Genomic DNA, 14,170 nt, shown 5'->3' on the forward strand with positions numbered 1-14,170 from the left:
GATCCCTACGGAGCGGTGAGGACACGGACCGGCTCGCCCGCGAGATAGGCGCGGATGTCCTCCACCGCGTCGCGGTAGTAGCCCTCGTAGTTGCCCCGGGTCACATAGCCCAGGTGCGGGGTGCCGAGCAGATTCGGCAGCGTACGGAACGGGTGCTCCGGACCCAGCGGCTCCTCCTCGAACACATCGACCCCCGCGCCCGCGATCCAGCCGCCCCGCAGGGCGTCCGCGAGCGCCGCCTGATCCACGATGGCCGCGCGGGAGGTGTTCACCAGGTACGCCGTGGGGCGCATCCGCCGCAGCTCCGGCGCGCCGAGCAGCCCCCGGGTGCGGTCGCTCAGCACCAGATGCACCGAGACCACATCGCTGGTCTCCAGCAACTCCTCCTTGGAGGAGATGAATCCGACGCCCTCCGCCGCCGCCCGCTCGGGTGTCAGGTTCCGGCTCCAGGCGGCCACGTCCATCCCGAACGCCTGGCCGACCCGCGCCACCTTGGTGCCGATCTTGCCAAGACCCAGCAGGCCGAGCCGACGGCCGTGCAGATCCATGCCGACCGTGCTCTGCCACGGCCCGCCGTCCCGCAGCGCCGTGCTCTCCGCCACCAGGTTGCGGGCGAGACCGAGGATCAGCGCCCAGGTCAGCTCGACGGGCGGCTCGGAGGAGCTGGCCGTGCCGCACACGGTGACCCCGTGCCGGGCGGCCGCCTCCAGATCGACGGACGCGTTGCGCATCCCGGTGGTGATGAGCAGCCTCAGCCGGGGCAGCCGGGCGAACACCTCGGCGGGGAACGGGGTGCGCTCCCGCATGATGACCACGATCTCGCAGTCCCCGATCGCCTCGACCAGCGCGTCCCGGTCGGGGAAGTGGCGCTGGTGCGACACCACGTCCACCGCGTCGCGGACCCCCGACCAGTCGGCCGAGGACAGGGCCACGTCCTGGTAGTCGTCGAGCACGGCACAGCGCAGTTTCATCGTATCCCCTCGGGCTCTTCCAACAGGTCCGTGCAGGTACGTTGTTTCTACCACCCACGGGGAAAGGGTCCTGGTGCGATACATCATCATCGGAGCGGGCGCGGTCGGCGGCACGATCGGCGCCCGGCTCCATCTCGCCGGTCATGACGTCGTCCTGGTGGCGCGCGGCGCGCACTACGAGGCGCTGCGCGACCGTGGACTGCGCTTCACGGCGCCCGAGTCCGTCCACGAGGTCCCGGTGTCCGTCGTCACGGGACCCGAGGACGTCGAACTCGGCCCCGACGACGTGCTCGTCCTCGCCGTGAAGACCCAGGACGGCGCGGCGGCGCTGGACGCGTGGGCCCCGCGCCCGGTCACCGGCGGCGGCACCGCGGGAGAGCGGCTGCCGCTGCTCTGCGCCCAGAACGGGGTGGAGAACGAGCGGTTGGCGCTGCGGCGCTTCCGCCGGGTGTACGGCGTCTGCGTCTGGCTGCCCTCGACCCACCTGGAGCCGGGGGCGGTCGCCGCGCCGTGCGCCCCGTACACCGGGATCCTGAGCCTGGGCCGCTATCCGTCGGGCGCGGACGACACCATCCGGCGGGTGGCCGCGGACCTGGAGGAGTCCGTGTTCCTCGCCCCGGTCGTAGCGGACGTGATGCGCTGGAAGTACGCCAAGCTCATCAACAACCTCGTCAACGCCGTCGAGGCGATCTGCGGGCCCCTCACCGGGGACGAGGCCCAGGCCCTCGCCGCACGGGCGAAGGCGGAGGGGATCGCGGTCCTCGACGCCGCGGGCATCGCCCACGCCGACGCCGCCGAACAGGCCGCACTCCGCTCCGGGAAGGTGGAGATACGGCCGCCCGACGGCGTGGAGCGCGGCGGCGGCTCCTCGTGGCAGAGCCTGACCCGGGGGACCGGCACGATCGAGACGGACTATCTCAACGGGGAGATCGTGCTGCTCGGACGCGAACACGGCGTCCCGACACCGGTCAACGAGACGCTGGGACGGATCGCGGGCGACTGCGCCCGGGAACGCCGCGCACCGGGCAGCATGACCCCCGGCCGGCTCACCGCCCTCATCGACGCGGCAGAATCCCCCTCAACACCTCGGTGAACTCCGCCGGGTGCTCGCTGAGCCCCGTGTGACCGCCGGGGAAGTCCACGACCTCGGTGCCCAGCCGCTCGGCGAGCGCCACCGCCGGGCGGTACAGCAGCAGCCCGTGCGACTCCCGCCCGCCCGCCGGGACCAGCCGCTCCGATACGGCCGCCAGCGCCTCCAGATCCGGGGTGTGGCCGGTGAACGGGCACAGGATGTGCTCCAGGAAGACGGGGAAGTTGGCCATCATCCGGTCGATCACCTCGGCCGGACGCGGCGGGGGCTCCGGCGCGCGAACCTGCTTCTCCGCGGCATCCTCCGCCGGGCCGGTGCCCGCGGACATCACGGCCACCGCCGCCCCGATCCCCTCGCGGCGGTACGCCGCGCGAACCTCGGCGAAGAACGCCCGCTGCTTCTCGGCGTCGGGCAGCAGTTCCACCAGGGGCGGTTCGTGTGCGATCGCCAGCCGCACCCGCTCCGGGTGACGCGCGAGCAGGTCCACCGCGACGATGGCCCCCGAGCTACAGCCGAACACGTATGCCGGTTCGCCGTCCGGTGCCACCGCGTCCAGCAGCAGGAACGCGTCCTCGCTGTGTACGCCTACCCGCTGGTCGCCGGGCGGGCCGTCGAGCGGACTGCGCGACAGGCCGCGCGGATCGTAGGACACCACCGTGTACCGGTCGGCGAGGGCCGACGCCGCGTGGTCGTAGGCGGCGGCGTCACCGGCCCCGCCCGGGATCAGCAGCAGCACCGGGCCGGTGCCGCGCACCTCGTAATGCAGCGTCGCGCCGGGCACCTTCAGGGCGCCGGTCTTCGGTTCGGTCATGGTGTGCACGGTATCCAGGTGGCATGGGGCGCGCGCGGTGTTTTTCGCGCCTGATGCGTCGTCATCACGACGCGCGCCACCACTCCTGCGGATGACACGGCCGGTCTGACAAGGGGGTTCGTGCCACGTGACTTCATGGAAAGTTGGCTGCTCCGTAGCCGTCAAGGCGGGCCGAGTTGTTTTGCGTGGTGGCACACAGGGCACCGCACACACCTAACAGCAGGCATAATCGCAGCAACGATGGGCGCAGACGCCCAGAAAGGGGACGAAGTGATGGTGAACGCGCTGAGTGCCGACAACAGTGTGGGCTCGACGATCGAGGCACTGAAGGCGGAGCTTCCGCAGCTGGAGAAGCAACAGGAGGCCCTCAAGGGTGATTTGGACGCCGTCACCCAGCGGCTGGAGGTGGTCAGCACCGCTCTGAGCAGCCTTCAGGCCCTCTCGGGAGGCTCGCTCCCGCAGTCCGGAAACGGTGACATCGCGGAGGCGAAGGCCGCCGGGAACACTGCCACGGAGGCCGCCACCGAGGCCGAGCCGAAGCTGGCCGCCGAGGCCGCCCCGGCGACCCGGACGCCCGCCGCCACGCGCAAGGCCGCCATCGGCCGCCAGCGCAGCAAGGCCAAGTCCACCACCAGTGGCCGGGCCACGAAGACCGCCACCAAGGCCGCGGGCAAGAAGACCGCCGCGAAGAAGCCCGCCAAGAAGGCGGCGGCCAAGGACACCGCCAAGACCGCCAAGACCGCCACCAAGGCCATCTCGAAGGCCACCACCAAGGCGGCCAAGCCCACCGAGAAGAGCGCCCAGACGAGCGAGAAGGCCACCGCCAAGGGCACCGAGAAGACGGCCAAGGCGGCGGGCACCTCCTCCGAGCGCTCCACCGGGCTGGCCGAGTCGGTGCTCGGCGCCCTGAAGAAGGCGGGCCGTCCGATGCGCGCGTCCGAGGTCAACGACGCCCTGGGCCGCGACGAGACGCGCACCAACGTGAACTCGGTGCGCAACACGCTGGAGCGGTTGCGCACGACGGACCGGGCCAAGCGCTCCGGGCGTGGCCTGTACGAGGCCGCGGCCACCAGCTGACCGCCGCTCTCCCGTCAGTGCGCCGCCACCTCAGCGGTAGCGGGGCGGAAGTGGCGTTTGGGGAGGGTGGGCCCGGATGCGTCGGCGGCTGTGCACGCGCCGAAGCTGTGGTCCACCCACTCCGTTACGAGAAGGGCGTCATGACGCCCGCACCGCCGTCGGCCACCATCTCGGCCAGCCGGGCGGCGACATCGGCGGGGTCGGTGGCGAACAGCCGCCGGCCCGCGGCGATACGGCGTTCCCGCAGCGCCGAGGGCGCGGTGAGCGCGTCGAGCAGGCGCAGCAGCTCCCATGAGTCCGCCGCGTGGTCCGTCAGGCCGAGGGCGGCCATCCGGCGGACCCCTTCGCGACCATGGCCCGGGATGGGGCGGTAGCCCACCACCGGGACTCCGGTGGCCAGTGCTTCCAGTGCGGTCTGTCCGGCCGCGTTGTCCACCAGCGCCCGCGCGGCGGCCAGCAGTCCGGGCAGATTCGGTTCCCAGCCGAGGGCCACCACCCGCGGCCACCGGGACAGCCGGTCGCGCAGCCGTTCGTCCCGGCCGCACAGCGCCACCGGCAGATAGCCCGCGGCGGACAGCATCCGTGCGGTGGCCGTCAGCCGCGTACCGGCGCCCCAGGCCCCGGCGGACAGGACCACCGGCAGTCGGCCGGGGGCGTGCCGGTCGAAGCGGCGCCGCCAGTCCGCCGCCCCGGGCGCCGGGCCGAGGAAGCGCTCCGCCACCAGCGGGCCGGTGGCCACCGCGGGCCGCCCGAGGTCCTGCCGCACCCGTTCGGCGGCCTCCTCGGTGACACACAGGTGCAGATCGTTGCCCGGGTGCAGCCACTGGCGGTGCACCGCGAAATCGGTGACCACCACCGCGCTCGGCACCGTCAGCGCCCCGCGCGCCCGCAACCGGCCGGTGAGCTGCGCGGCGAGGTGGAAGACGGGCACCACCGCGGTCGGCCGCAGCCGCCCGGCCAGTGCCAGCAGCCGATCCTCCGCGAGCGCCGCCAGCGGGGCGGTGCCGGGCCGCGGCCCCACGGCGGGGCCGGGCCGGAAGAACGCCCGGTAGATGCCCGCGTACACCACCGGGGCCCGGCGGACCGCCGTCCGGTAGAAGGCGCGCAGCCCGGGGCCGATCCCGGCGGGCAGCAGCTCCAGCACATCCACCCGGTCCGCCCGGTACCCCGCGCGCTCCAGTCTGCGCACCAGCTCCCCGGCCACCGCGTCATGACCGGCCCCCATGCTGGCGCTCACCACGAGAAAGCGCTGTGACGGCTGGCGCATGCTCACCTCCGATGGTGCGAGGCACGGCCGCTCATGGCTCACTGGAGGTATCCGCTCCGCGTGCCGTCAAACCGCGCGCTCGACGGCCGGTGGCCTCCGGTGCCGCCCGTCGGCAGCGAGACAGGAAGGTGTCATGGCCCGCCCTCTGCCGGACGCACAGCCTCAAGCCGGCGCCGCGCACGCGACGGCCGGTCCCGCCGCCACCGGGGCCGCCCCCACCGAAACCGGGGTCGCGCTGGTGACCGGCGCGTCCTCGGGTATCGGCGCCGCCGTCGCGCACCGGTTCGCGGCGGGCGGCGGATGGCGGCTGCTGGTCAGCGGCCGCCACCGGGAACGTCTCGACCAGGTGGCCGCGCGCACCGCGGCCACCGCCCTACCGGCCGATCTGGCCACCCCCGAGGGCGGCCGTGGCCTGGTCGAGGACGCCTTCCGTACCGCCGGACGGGTGGATCTGCTGGTCGCGGGGGCGGGCATCGGCTGGGCGGGCCCCTTCAGCGCGATGCCGCCCGCCGCCATCGACCGCGTCGTGGGCGTCGACCTGCTCGCCACCATGCGGCTGGTACGGCTGGTCCTGCCGCACATGCTGGCCGAGCGGCGCGGCCACATCGTGCTCGTCGGATCGGTCGCGGGCAGCGTCGGGGTGCGGGGCGAGGCGGTGTACTCCGCGGCCAAGGCGGCGCTCGGCGTCTTCGCCGACGCCCTGCGCCAGGAGCTGCGCCGGGGCGGCGTACGCGTCACCCATGTGGTCCCCGGTGTGGTGGACACCCCGTTCTTCGCCCGCCGCGGCGTCCCGTACACCCGCCGGGTGCCGCGCCCGCTGCCGCCCGAGCGGGTCGCCGACGCCGTGTGGGACGCCGTCGCCCGCGGCAGGGACGAGGTCTACGTACCGGCCTGGCTGCGGCTGCCCGTGCTGGTGCGCGGCGCGGCCCCGGGGCTGTACCACCGGCTGGCCGCCCGCTTCGGGTGAGGGCGGGGGTGACATGGGCGCCCTGACCGTCCTCCTCGCGCTGCTGTCCGCCCTGGGCAACGGCGCTGCGTCGGTACTCCAGCGGCGCGCCGCGATGGACCAGGAGAGGGAGCTTCCGGAGGCCGGACGCGGCGGGGTGGGGCAGGCGCTGCGGCATCTGCTGCGGCTGCTGCGGCGCCCGTACTGGCTGGCCGGGGGCGCGGCGATGGTGGTCTCGGCGGTGGCCCAGGTGGGGGCGCTGGCGGTGGGGCGGCTCTCCGTCGTGCAGCCGCTGCTGGTCAGCGAGCTGCTGTTCACGCTGGTGGTGGGGAGTCTGGTGTTCCGCCGGAGGCCCGGCGGACGGACCTGGCTGGCGTTCGTGATGCTCGCCGCCGGGCTCGCGCTCTTCCTCGGCGCGGCCGACCCCTCGCACGGCCGCGCCACGGCCCGGGACGGGCTCTGGCTGCCCGCCGGTGTGGTGCTGGTGCTCGTCGTGGGGGCCCTGGTGCTGGTGGCGCGGGCGCTGCGGGGCGCGGCCCGGGCCGCGGCGCTCGGCTGCGCGACCGCCATCGGCTTCGCGTACACGGCGGCCCTCATCAAGGAGTTCACCGGGCGCTTCGGCGGGGGAGTCGCCGCGGTGTTCACCGGCTGGCCGCTGTACGCGGTGTGCCTCGTGGGGCTGTTCAGCTTTCTGCTGCTCCAGAGCACCCTGCGCGCGGGCACCCTGGCCGCCTCCCAGCCCGCGCTGACCCTCGGGGACGCGCTGGTGAGCATCGCGCTGGGCTGGGTGCTGTTCGGCGAACGCGTCGAACTGGGGCTGCGGCTGCTGCCCGAGGCGATCGGCATCGCCCTGATGGCGGCCGGGATCGTCGGCCTCACCCGGTCGCCCGCCATGGCCGAGGGCTGGGACGCGGACGCCACCGGCGCGGCGGTACCGCCCACGGCGCGACGGGTGCCGGGCAGCGGGAGCCCGCCGTGAGCCCCGGGCGCCGGACCGGTGTGCTGGCCCGGAACGCGGCGGTGCTGGCCGCGGCCGCGCACCTGGTCCCGGCCGGTACCTGGCTGCCGGGGCCCCGGCGCGTCCTCTTCCCCGCCCTGGCCGGTCAGGGCCGCTCCGACCACATCGCCCTGACCTTCGACGACGGCCCCGACCCCCACTCCACGCCGCGCTTCCTGGACGCCCTGGACGAGTTGGCGGTGACCGCCACGTTCTTCGTCCTGGGCGAGAGCGTGATGCGCTACCCCCGCACGACCCGCGAGATCGCGTTCCGCGGCCATGAACTCGCCGTCCACGGCTGGACCCACACCCGCCCCTGGCTGCCGAGGCTGGTGCGGGACGTCTCCGAGGTCGCGTACGCCGCCCGGGCGGTGCGGCTGGCCACCGGTGCCGAACCGCTGTGGTACCGGCCCCCGTACGGCGTCCTGACCGGTGGCCGCTGGCTCGCTGCCGTACGCGCCGGGCTGCGGCCGGTCCTGTGGTCCGCCTGGGGGCGCGACTGGTCCTCGAACGCCACCCCGGCCTCGGTGCTCGCCACCCTCCGCGGCGGCCTCCGGGGTGGCGCCACGGTCCTGCTGCACGACTCCGACCGGGCGTCGTCGCCCGGCTGCTGGCGCGTCACCCTGGCCGCGCTGCCGCACCTGGTGACCGCGTGCCGCACCGCGGGGCTGGAAGTGGGCCCGCTGTACGACCACGGGGTGCCCCCGCTCCCGGCGCCGCCGGGGTGAACCGGGGGAGCGGCCTGGGCGGTCCCGCCGACTACAGCCCGCTGCGCAGCCTGATCAGCGTGCCGTCCGCGTCCGCCTGCATCTGGACGACGTCGCACAGCATCCGGACGCCCCACAGCCCGAACCCGGCCTCCGAGCCGTCCGGCGGGGTGAAGCCCCACAGGGCGTCCGGGTACCAGTGGCCGGGGCCGGCGATCTCGCAGACCAGATCGCCGTCCTGGGTCCACACCAGCAGCTCCGCCGGGGCGCTGCCGTGGCGGATGGCGGTGTTCGCCACCTCGGCGACGGCGGCGACCATGTTGCGGAAGGCCTCCTGGCCCATGCCGTGCCGACCGGCCCGCTCGGCGATGAAGACGCGCACGGCGTCCAGATCGGCCCCCTCGACCGGCAGCCGCTCGGCCGTCGCCGGGGCGGGCGTCAGCGCCCGGCGGTCGCAGGTGGCGCTGAACGGGCCGGGGGCGGTGTACTCCAGGCTCTGCTCCGGCCCCTGACCGTCGATGATCTCGGGGTGGGTCCGGCGCGCGTACGTGATGATCTCGGGGTGCAGCACCCGGCGGTCGTAACAGCAGATGGCGCGGGCGCCGGAGTGGGCGAACGCCGCGTTCACGATGGACTCGTAGCGCGCCCACTCCACCACCTCCAGCGGAGTGCGGCCCTGCCACACCGGCTCGGCGATCACCCGGACCCGGCGCGGCGACTCGGCCTTCACGAAGGAGTCGTACGCGGCGATGGTCTTCACCGGGTGCTGGTACCAGCTGAGCGCGTCCTCGAACTGCACCGCCGGGGCGTCCTGCCCGAGGGCGTCCCGCAGCGCCGCGATGTTCGACTTGGCCGCCACCACGGCCACCGCGTCGTCGGCCTCCAGACCCTCGCGCAGGAAGGGCACGCAGACATCGACCACTTCCCCCTCGTCCCGGTAGAGGAACCCGCGGTGCACCATGGCCTCGTGGCGGTCCGCGACGGAGCTGGTCGGGCTGGTCATGGGGGCCTCCCTCGGCCGGGCTGGTGCGCGTGACAGCGCGCAGTCTGCCACCCTCGCGGCCACCGCGCAGCCGGATCATCGGGCGGTGAGGAAATCCCCCGATTCCGTACGTGGACGTGTTCCTGACGGTGAATTAGCATCGCTGAGCGTGACACAGGTCAAGAGCATCACCGCAAATGGAATCGAGTTCGGCTATCTCGACGCGGGCCCGGCGGACGCACCGCTGGCGCTCTGCCTGCACGGGTTCCCCGACACCGCACACTCCTGGCGCCATCTGCTGCCCGCCCTCGCGGACGCGGGCTACCACGCCGTCGCCCCGTTCATGCGGGGCTACGCACCCACCGGCATCCCCGACGACGGCGCCTACCAGGCGGGGGCGATAGCCTCCGACGCCAACGCCCTGCACGAGGCCTTCGGAGCCGACGGCGACGCGGTGCTCATCGGCCACGACTGGGGCGCCATCGCCGCCTACGGTGCCACCGCCCACGCCCCCGAGCGCTGGCGGCGTGCCGTGACGATGTCGGTGCCTCCGCTGGGCGGCGTGCTGGCCGACTTCTTCCATTACGACTACGGCCAGTTCAAGCGCTCGTTCTACATCTTCCTGTTCCAGACCCCGCTGGCCGAGGCGGGCGCCGCGGCCCATGACATGGCGCTCATCGACGGTCTGTGGCGCGACTGGTCGCCCGGCTACCACGACTCCGCGCAGGACATCGCGCACGTCAAGGAGAGCCTGAAGGACCCGGCCCACCTCGCCGCCGCGATCGGCTACTACAAGGCCCTGTTCGACCCCACCCGCCAGGTTCCGCGTTACGCGGCGGAGCAGGAGGCGATCACCGCCACCGGCGAGCGGCCGATCCTCTTCCTGCACGGCACCGACGACGGCTGCATCGGCGCCGACGTGGTCCACAGCGCCAAGGACCACCTCCCGGCGGGCTCGAAGGTGGAGCTGGTCGACGGCGCGGGCCACTTCCTGCACCTGGAGCAGCCCGAGCGGATCAACCGCGAGGTGCTGGCCTGGCTCGCCGCCGAGTGACCCGTTCCCGTACGCCCCGCACCTCCCCGTAGGTCCCTGTCGGCCCCGCACGTCCCGGCCGGTATAGCGCCGTGGCATACCGCTTTACCGCCGCTATACCGCCGGTAATCCGTCCTCTCCGATGCTGGACGCATCGCCAAGCCCCGCCGGTGGAGATGCGTCTGGAGAGGGCCCGTGAACGTCGATCAGCAGCAGCAAGCGCAACCGCACACCGAGGACGAACCCCTCTACGCCTGGAGCACCTATCAGGTCTCCGGCGGGGTGGAGGGGTCCGGTCCGAGCGGCACCTGCCGGGCGGAACGGACCGCGCGCGCCTGCCTCGAAGCGGCGCTCCAGGCCGCGGTCGTCCACTCCCACGCGTATTCCTGGGGGCAGCTCAGCCGGGTGTCCGCGGACGTCGACCTGCCGTTCCACCTCTGGTCGCGGGCCCCGGTCGCCTGGGCGGAACCGGGACCCAGTGACACGGTCACCTGGCGTCCCGGCCCGGCACCGCATCCGCGGTGACGGATCCGGCAAGCGGCAGGGCGAGGCAGGATCAAGGGCAGGGGAATCTCGGATGAACAGCAGCGGGCCCGGCATCGGGCTCACCACGGTGGAGTGGCAGCCGGTCGACCACGGTCGCCACACCGGCCGTCAGGCGAACCCGGCGCGGGTCTACAACTATCTCGTCGGCGGCAAGGACAACTACCTCGCCGACTACGAGCAGGCCCAGCACTTCCTGCGGATCGCGCCGGAGATCCGGGACACCGCCCTGGCCAACCGCCGGTTCCTCCAGCGGGCGATGGCGGAGCTGGCCGACGAGGGCATCAGCCAGTTCCTGGACATCGGCTCGGGCCTGCCCACGACCCCGAACGTGCACGAGATCGCCCAGGCGGTGAACCCCCGGGCCCGCGTGGTCTACGCCGACAACGACCCCATCGTGGCCAGCCACGGACAGGCCCGGCTGGCGGTGCCCGGCACCACGATGATCAGCGGTGACCTGCGCGAGCCCGACAAGATCCTGGCCCATGACGAGGTACTCCGACTGCTCGACCCCGGGCAGCCGGTGGCGATCGTGCTCACCTTCATCCTCGACTACCTCGACGCCAAGGACGATCCGTACGGTGTCGTCGCCCGGCTCATGGAATGGGCCGCCCCCGGCAGCTGTCTGATCCTCTCCCATGTCACCGGCGACTTCACCCACGAGACGCCCGACGACCGGGACTGGGCACCGCTCAGCCTCAGCCCGGTGACCGCGGCCCCGCGCGACCACGACGGAATCATGGGCTTCTTCCGCGGGCTCGACCTGCTCGAACCGGGCCTGGTGCAGCTGCCCGCCTGGCGCCCGGGCATCGGCGCCAAAGACGACCCGAGCCGGGTGTGGGCGTACGGCGGGGTGGCCCGCAAGCCGTGACCACCGGGCCCCGGGCGGTCACCACCGGGCCCAGGGCACGCGCCCCCGGCGCCGCCTCAGTGCGGGCCGGGGCCGATCTGTAGCGTCATACAGGCGGGGAACAGCCCGCTCCAGGTGTGCCCGCGCCAGCTCTCGTACGTACCCGGCCGCTGCCACACCGGCAGCGCCTCGTCCAGGTGCGCCCGGCCCTCGGGGAACTTCCCCTGCTCCATGTACGTGATGCCGATCTCGTACATCGCGAAGCCCTGGTGGTGGACGTCGCCGGTCCGCCGGGCGTGCTCCAGGCTCTCCTTGAAGCACGTCAGCGCCTCCTCGGAGCGGCCCAGACCGCGCTGGGCGCGGCCCAGGTTGCCCAGGCCGATCACCTCGGACGCCAGGTCGCCGGTGTCCCGGGCCAGGGCGAGCTGACGCCGCTGCACCCTGATGGCCTCCTCGAACAGCCCCAGTTCGGACAGCGCGTCCGCCAGGTTGCACAGCGAGCGCTGCTCGCCCCGCTGGTGGCCGATGGCGCGCCAGATCTCCAGCGCCGACTCCAGGGTGGCTCGCATCTCCTCGTAACTGTGCTGGAGCCAGTGCGCGCCCGCGAGATGATCCAGCGCCCACGCCTGGCTCTCCAGGTCGCCCAGCCGCCTGGCCGCCCCGATCGCCAGCTCGTTGACCGTCTGGAGATCCTGGGCGTGCGCCCGCGGATACAGGAACCACTGGAGGGCCTGGGCCAGCCGGATCCCGAGCCGGGCGAGCGCGTCGGACTGGGTGACGGCGTGGGCGACGGCGGCCAGCAGATTGCCCGCCTCGGCCTTCAGCCACGCCTCCGCCTCCGCGCGGTCCCGCAGCGGGACCACGGCGCCCTCGACCGGATGCCGGGGCCAGGGCCGCTGCGGGTCGAGCAGGGTGACCGCCCGCTGGGTGGTGGCCACGTAGGCCGACACCGCCCGCTCCAGCGCAGCCTCGGGCGCGGCCTCGGGCTCCTCCTGCTCGGCCCGCTCCGAGGCGAACAGCCGGAGCAGATCGTGCATGTGGTACCGGTCCGAGTCCGGGCTCTCCAGCAGCTGCGCGTCGACCAGTCGCTCCAGCGCGTTCTCGGTGCGGTCGGCCGGATGGTCCAGCAGCGCGGCCGCCACCGGCAGGCTCACGTCCTGCCCGGGCACCGTGCTGAGCAGCCGGAACGCGCGTACCGCGTCCGCGTCGTCGGAGCGCCCGCCGTGCCGGAACGCGTCGTAGCTCACCTCGAAGCTGGTGCGCACGGCCAGGTCGCCGAAGCGCAGTTCGTCCAGCCGGCCGCGGGCGTCGGTCAGCTTGGCCACCAGGGTGCGCAGCGGCCAGGCCGGGCGGGCGGCCAGCCGGGCGCCCGCGATCCGCAGGGCCAGCGGCAGACGGCCGCACAGCCGGGTGATCTCCTCGGCTTCCGCGCGCTCCGCCCGCACCCGCTCCACGCCGACGATCCGCTCCAGCAGCGCCACGGCCTGGTCGTGGGGGAGGACGTCCAGATGCAGATGGGTGGCGCCCTCCAGGGTGGTCAGCATCTCGCGGCTGGTGACCAGCGCGGCGCAGTCGGGCCCGGCGGGCAGCAGCGGGCGGACCTGGTCCACGGAGGCGGCGTTGTCGAGGATGACCAGCAGCCGGCGGCCCGCCACCAGCGAGCGGAACTGGGCCGACGCCTCGTCGGTGTCGCCCGGCACGCTCGACCCGTCCACGCCGAGGGCGCGCAGGAACCGCCCCAGCACTTCGGCCGGTTCCAGGGCCGACAGCCCGGCGGTGGTGCCGTGCAGATCGACGTAGAGCTGGCCGTCCGGGAACCGCTCGGCCAGCTGGTGCGCGGCGTGGATGGCCAGCGTGGACTTGCCGACGCCGCCGGTGCCGTCGATGGCCGCGATCACCACGGGGCGCCCGGACCCGCTCTCGACGTTGTCGTCGTTTTGATCGCGCCGATCGCTTTGCTCGCTTTGTTCCAGAAGCGCCTGGATCACTGCCACTTCGCCATGGCGCCCGGTGAACGCCTGGCTGGCGGGCGGAAGTTGGCGAGGGCCCCGGGCAGCCCGGCGCGCGGCCGGGGCGGCGGGCCGCTCCTCCTTGCCCGGGGCCGGGGGCTCCAGCAGGGAGGCGTCGGCGGTGAGGATCCGCTGCTGGAGCCGCTGGAGCGGCGGGATCGGCTCGACTCCGAGATCCTCGGCCAGCAGCCGGTGCAGATCGCGGTAGGCGGCCAGGGCGTCGGCCTGCCGCCCGGAGCGGTAGAGGGCCAGCATCAGGCGGCCGCGCAGCCCCTCGCGGTACGGATGCTCGGCCGTCAGCGCCTCCAGCTCGCCCAGGACGTCGGCGTGCCGACCGCACCGCAGATCGGCGTCGATACGGGCGTCCACGGCCTGGAGCCGGAGTTCGCCGAGCCGGGTGGTCTCCGCCTCCACGGACGGGGTCGGGGGCACGTCCGCGAACGGCGTGCCGCGCCACAGCACCAGCGCCTCGCGCAGCCGCTCGGCGGCGCGGGCCGGACCGGGAGACTCGGCCTCCCTGTCCAGCCCCCGCCGCCCCTCCTCGACCAGCTGCTCGAACCGGTGCGCGTCGAAGTCGGCCGCCTCCACCACCAGCCGGTAGCCGTGCGCCTTGTAGCCCTGCTTGTCGGTGATCAGGGCTCCGCCGGAGACGTCGCCCAGGGTCTGCCGGAGACGGGAGACATACGTCTGGAGCAGCTTGGCCGCGCTCTGCGGCGCCCGGCCCTCACCCCACAGCTCGTCCAGGAGCCGTTCGGCCGGGACGGTCCGGTTGGCGTGGCAGAGCAGCACCGCGAGCAGCATCCGCCACTTCGCCGGGCCGAGGGACGTCCATTGGTCACCGTCCCACAGCTCGAGCGCACCAAGGACCCGGTATCGCACCCGTTACC

General features: G+C 73.8%; 13 protein-coding genes. 8 read left to right on the forward strand and 5 right to left on the reverse strand.

Going from position 1 to position 14,170, the window contains the following annotated elements; genetic code table 11:
• Positions 1 to 5: 5 nt before the first annotated feature.
• Positions 6 to 971 carry a D-2-hydroxyacid dehydrogenase family protein gene (locus tag LCH29_RS03515; protein WP_446460187.1) on the reverse strand — a complete coding sequence of 322 codons (966 nt, stop codon included), beginning with the start codon at positions 969 to 971 and terminating at the stop codon, positions 6 to 8.
• Positions 972 to 1,044: 73 nt separating this feature from the next.
• Here LCH29_RS03515 and LCH29_RS03520 point away from each other — a divergent pair, with 73 nt between their 5' ends.
• Positions 1,045 to 2,064 (forward strand): ketopantoate reductase family protein, encoded by a 1,020-nt coding sequence (locus LCH29_RS03520; RefSeq protein ID WP_446460188.1) that lies wholly within the window; start codon positions 1,045 to 1,047, stop codon positions 2,062 to 2,064.
• On the opposite strand, the gene LCH29_RS03525 is transcribed toward LCH29_RS03520, so the two are convergent.
• Complete coding sequence (locus LCH29_RS03525; protein WP_446460189.1) at positions 2,027 to 2,872, reverse strand: alpha/beta fold hydrolase; 846 nt, start codon at positions 2,870 to 2,872, stop codon at positions 2,027 to 2,029. The genes LCH29_RS03520 and LCH29_RS03525 overlap by 38 nt on opposite strands.
• A gap of 273 nt (positions 2,873 to 3,145) precedes the next feature.
• Here LCH29_RS03525 and LCH29_RS03530 point away from each other — a divergent pair, with 273 nt between their 5' ends.
• Entirely contained in the window at positions 3,146 to 3,949 is an 804-nt protein-coding gene (locus LCH29_RS03530) for a prephenate dehydrogenase (RefSeq protein WP_446460190.1), read from the forward strand.
• Between the two features lie 124 nt (positions 3,950 to 4,073).
• Here the strand turns inward: LCH29_RS03530 and LCH29_RS03535 are convergent, their stop codons facing one another.
• Positions 4,074 to 5,216 carry an MGDG synthase family glycosyltransferase gene (locus tag LCH29_RS03535; RefSeq protein WP_446460191.1) on the reverse strand — a complete coding sequence of 381 codons (1,143 nt, stop codon included), beginning with the start codon at positions 5,214 to 5,216 and terminating at the stop codon, positions 4,074 to 4,076.
• Between the two features lie 133 nt (positions 5,217 to 5,349).
• Here LCH29_RS03535 and LCH29_RS03540 point away from each other — a divergent pair, with 133 nt between their 5' ends.
• From LCH29_RS03540 to LCH29_RS03550, 3 genes are read left to right on the forward strand one after another with little or no spacing between them, the layout of a single operon-like run.
• Positions 5,350 to 6,183 (forward strand): SDR family NAD(P)-dependent oxidoreductase, encoded by an 834-nt coding sequence (locus tag LCH29_RS03540; RefSeq protein ID WP_446460192.1) that lies wholly within the window; start codon positions 5,350 to 5,352, stop codon positions 6,181 to 6,183.
• Positions 6,184 to 6,196: 13 nt separating this feature from the next.
• Entirely contained in the window at positions 6,197 to 7,141 is a 945-nt protein-coding gene (locus LCH29_RS03545) for a DMT family transporter (protein ID WP_446460193.1), read from the forward strand.
• Entirely contained in the window at positions 7,138 to 7,887 is a 750-nt protein-coding gene (locus tag LCH29_RS03550) for a polysaccharide deacetylase family protein (RefSeq protein WP_446460194.1), read from the forward strand. Before LCH29_RS03545 ends, LCH29_RS03550 begins: the two co-directional genes overlap by 4 nt.
• 31 nt (positions 7,888 to 7,918) lie before the next feature.
• On the opposite strand, the gene LCH29_RS03555 is transcribed toward LCH29_RS03550, so the two are convergent.
• On the reverse strand, positions 7,919 to 8,869 hold the full coding sequence (locus tag LCH29_RS03555; protein ID WP_446460195.1) for an anti-sigma factor RsbA family regulatory protein: 951 nt from the start codon (positions 8,867 to 8,869) through the stop codon (positions 7,919 to 7,921).
• 148 nt (positions 8,870 to 9,017) lie between these two features.
• Between LCH29_RS03555 and LCH29_RS03560 the strand changes: the two genes are divergently transcribed.
• The 3 genes from LCH29_RS03560 (at position 9,018) to LCH29_RS03570 (ending at position 11,295) form a co-directional block, all read left to right on the forward strand.
• Positions 9,018 to 9,902, forward strand: a complete 885-nt coding sequence (locus LCH29_RS03560; protein WP_446460196.1) for an alpha/beta fold hydrolase — start codon at positions 9,018 to 9,020, stop codon at positions 9,900 to 9,902.
• A gap of 174 nt (positions 9,903 to 10,076) precedes the next feature.
• Positions 10,077 to 10,406: a hypothetical protein gene (locus LCH29_RS03565; RefSeq protein WP_446460197.1), complete on the forward strand. Its 330-nt coding sequence runs from the start codon at positions 10,077 to 10,079 to the stop codon at positions 10,404 to 10,406.
• Between the two features lie 52 nt (positions 10,407 to 10,458).
• On the forward strand, positions 10,459 to 11,295 hold the full coding sequence (locus LCH29_RS03570) for an SAM-dependent methyltransferase (RefSeq protein WP_446460198.1): 837 nt from the start codon (positions 10,459 to 10,461) through the stop codon (positions 11,293 to 11,295).
• 56 nt (positions 11,296 to 11,351) lie between these two features.
• Here the strand turns inward: LCH29_RS03570 and LCH29_RS03575 are convergent, their stop codons facing one another.
• Positions 11,352 to 14,162, reverse strand: coding sequence for an AfsR/SARP family transcriptional regulator (locus LCH29_RS03575; protein ID WP_446460199.1), 2,811 nt, complete (start codon positions 14,160 to 14,162; stop codon positions 11,352 to 11,354).
• Between the last annotated feature and the right edge of the window lie 8 nt (positions 14,163 to 14,170).

The sequence above is a fragment of the Streptomyces sp. BRA346 genome (assembly GCF_052851135.1).

Excerpts from the sequence above, each read along its gene's own strand:
- LCH29_RS03535 (WP_446460191.1), bottom strand. The coding sequence starts at position 5,216 with ATGCGCCAGCCGTCACAGCGCTTTCTCGTGGTGAGCGCCAGCATGGGG.
- LCH29_RS03555 (WP_446460195.1), bottom strand. The coding sequence starts at position 8,869 with ATGACCAGCCCGACCAGCTCCGTCGCGGACCGCCACGAGGCCATGGTG.
- LCH29_RS03515 (WP_446460187.1), bottom strand. The coding sequence starts at position 971 with ATGAAACTGCGCTGTGCCGTGCTCGACGACTACCAGGACGTGGCCCTG.
- LCH29_RS03525 (WP_446460189.1), bottom strand. The coding sequence starts at position 2,872 with ATGACCGAACCGAAGACCGGCGCCCTGAAGGTGCCCGGCGCGACGCTG.
- LCH29_RS03530 (WP_446460190.1), top strand. The coding sequence starts at position 3,146 with ATGGTGAACGCGCTGAGTGCCGACAACAGTGTGGGCTCGACGATCGAG.
- LCH29_RS03545 (WP_446460193.1), top strand. The coding sequence starts at position 6,197 with ATGGGCGCCCTGACCGTCCTCCTCGCGCTGCTGTCCGCCCTGGGCAAC.
- LCH29_RS03540 (WP_446460192.1), top strand. The coding sequence starts at position 5,350 with ATGGCCCGCCCTCTGCCGGACGCACAGCCTCAAGCCGGCGCCGCGCAC.
- LCH29_RS03570 (WP_446460198.1), top strand. The coding sequence starts at position 10,459 with ATGAACAGCAGCGGGCCCGGCATCGGGCTCACCACGGTGGAGTGGCAG.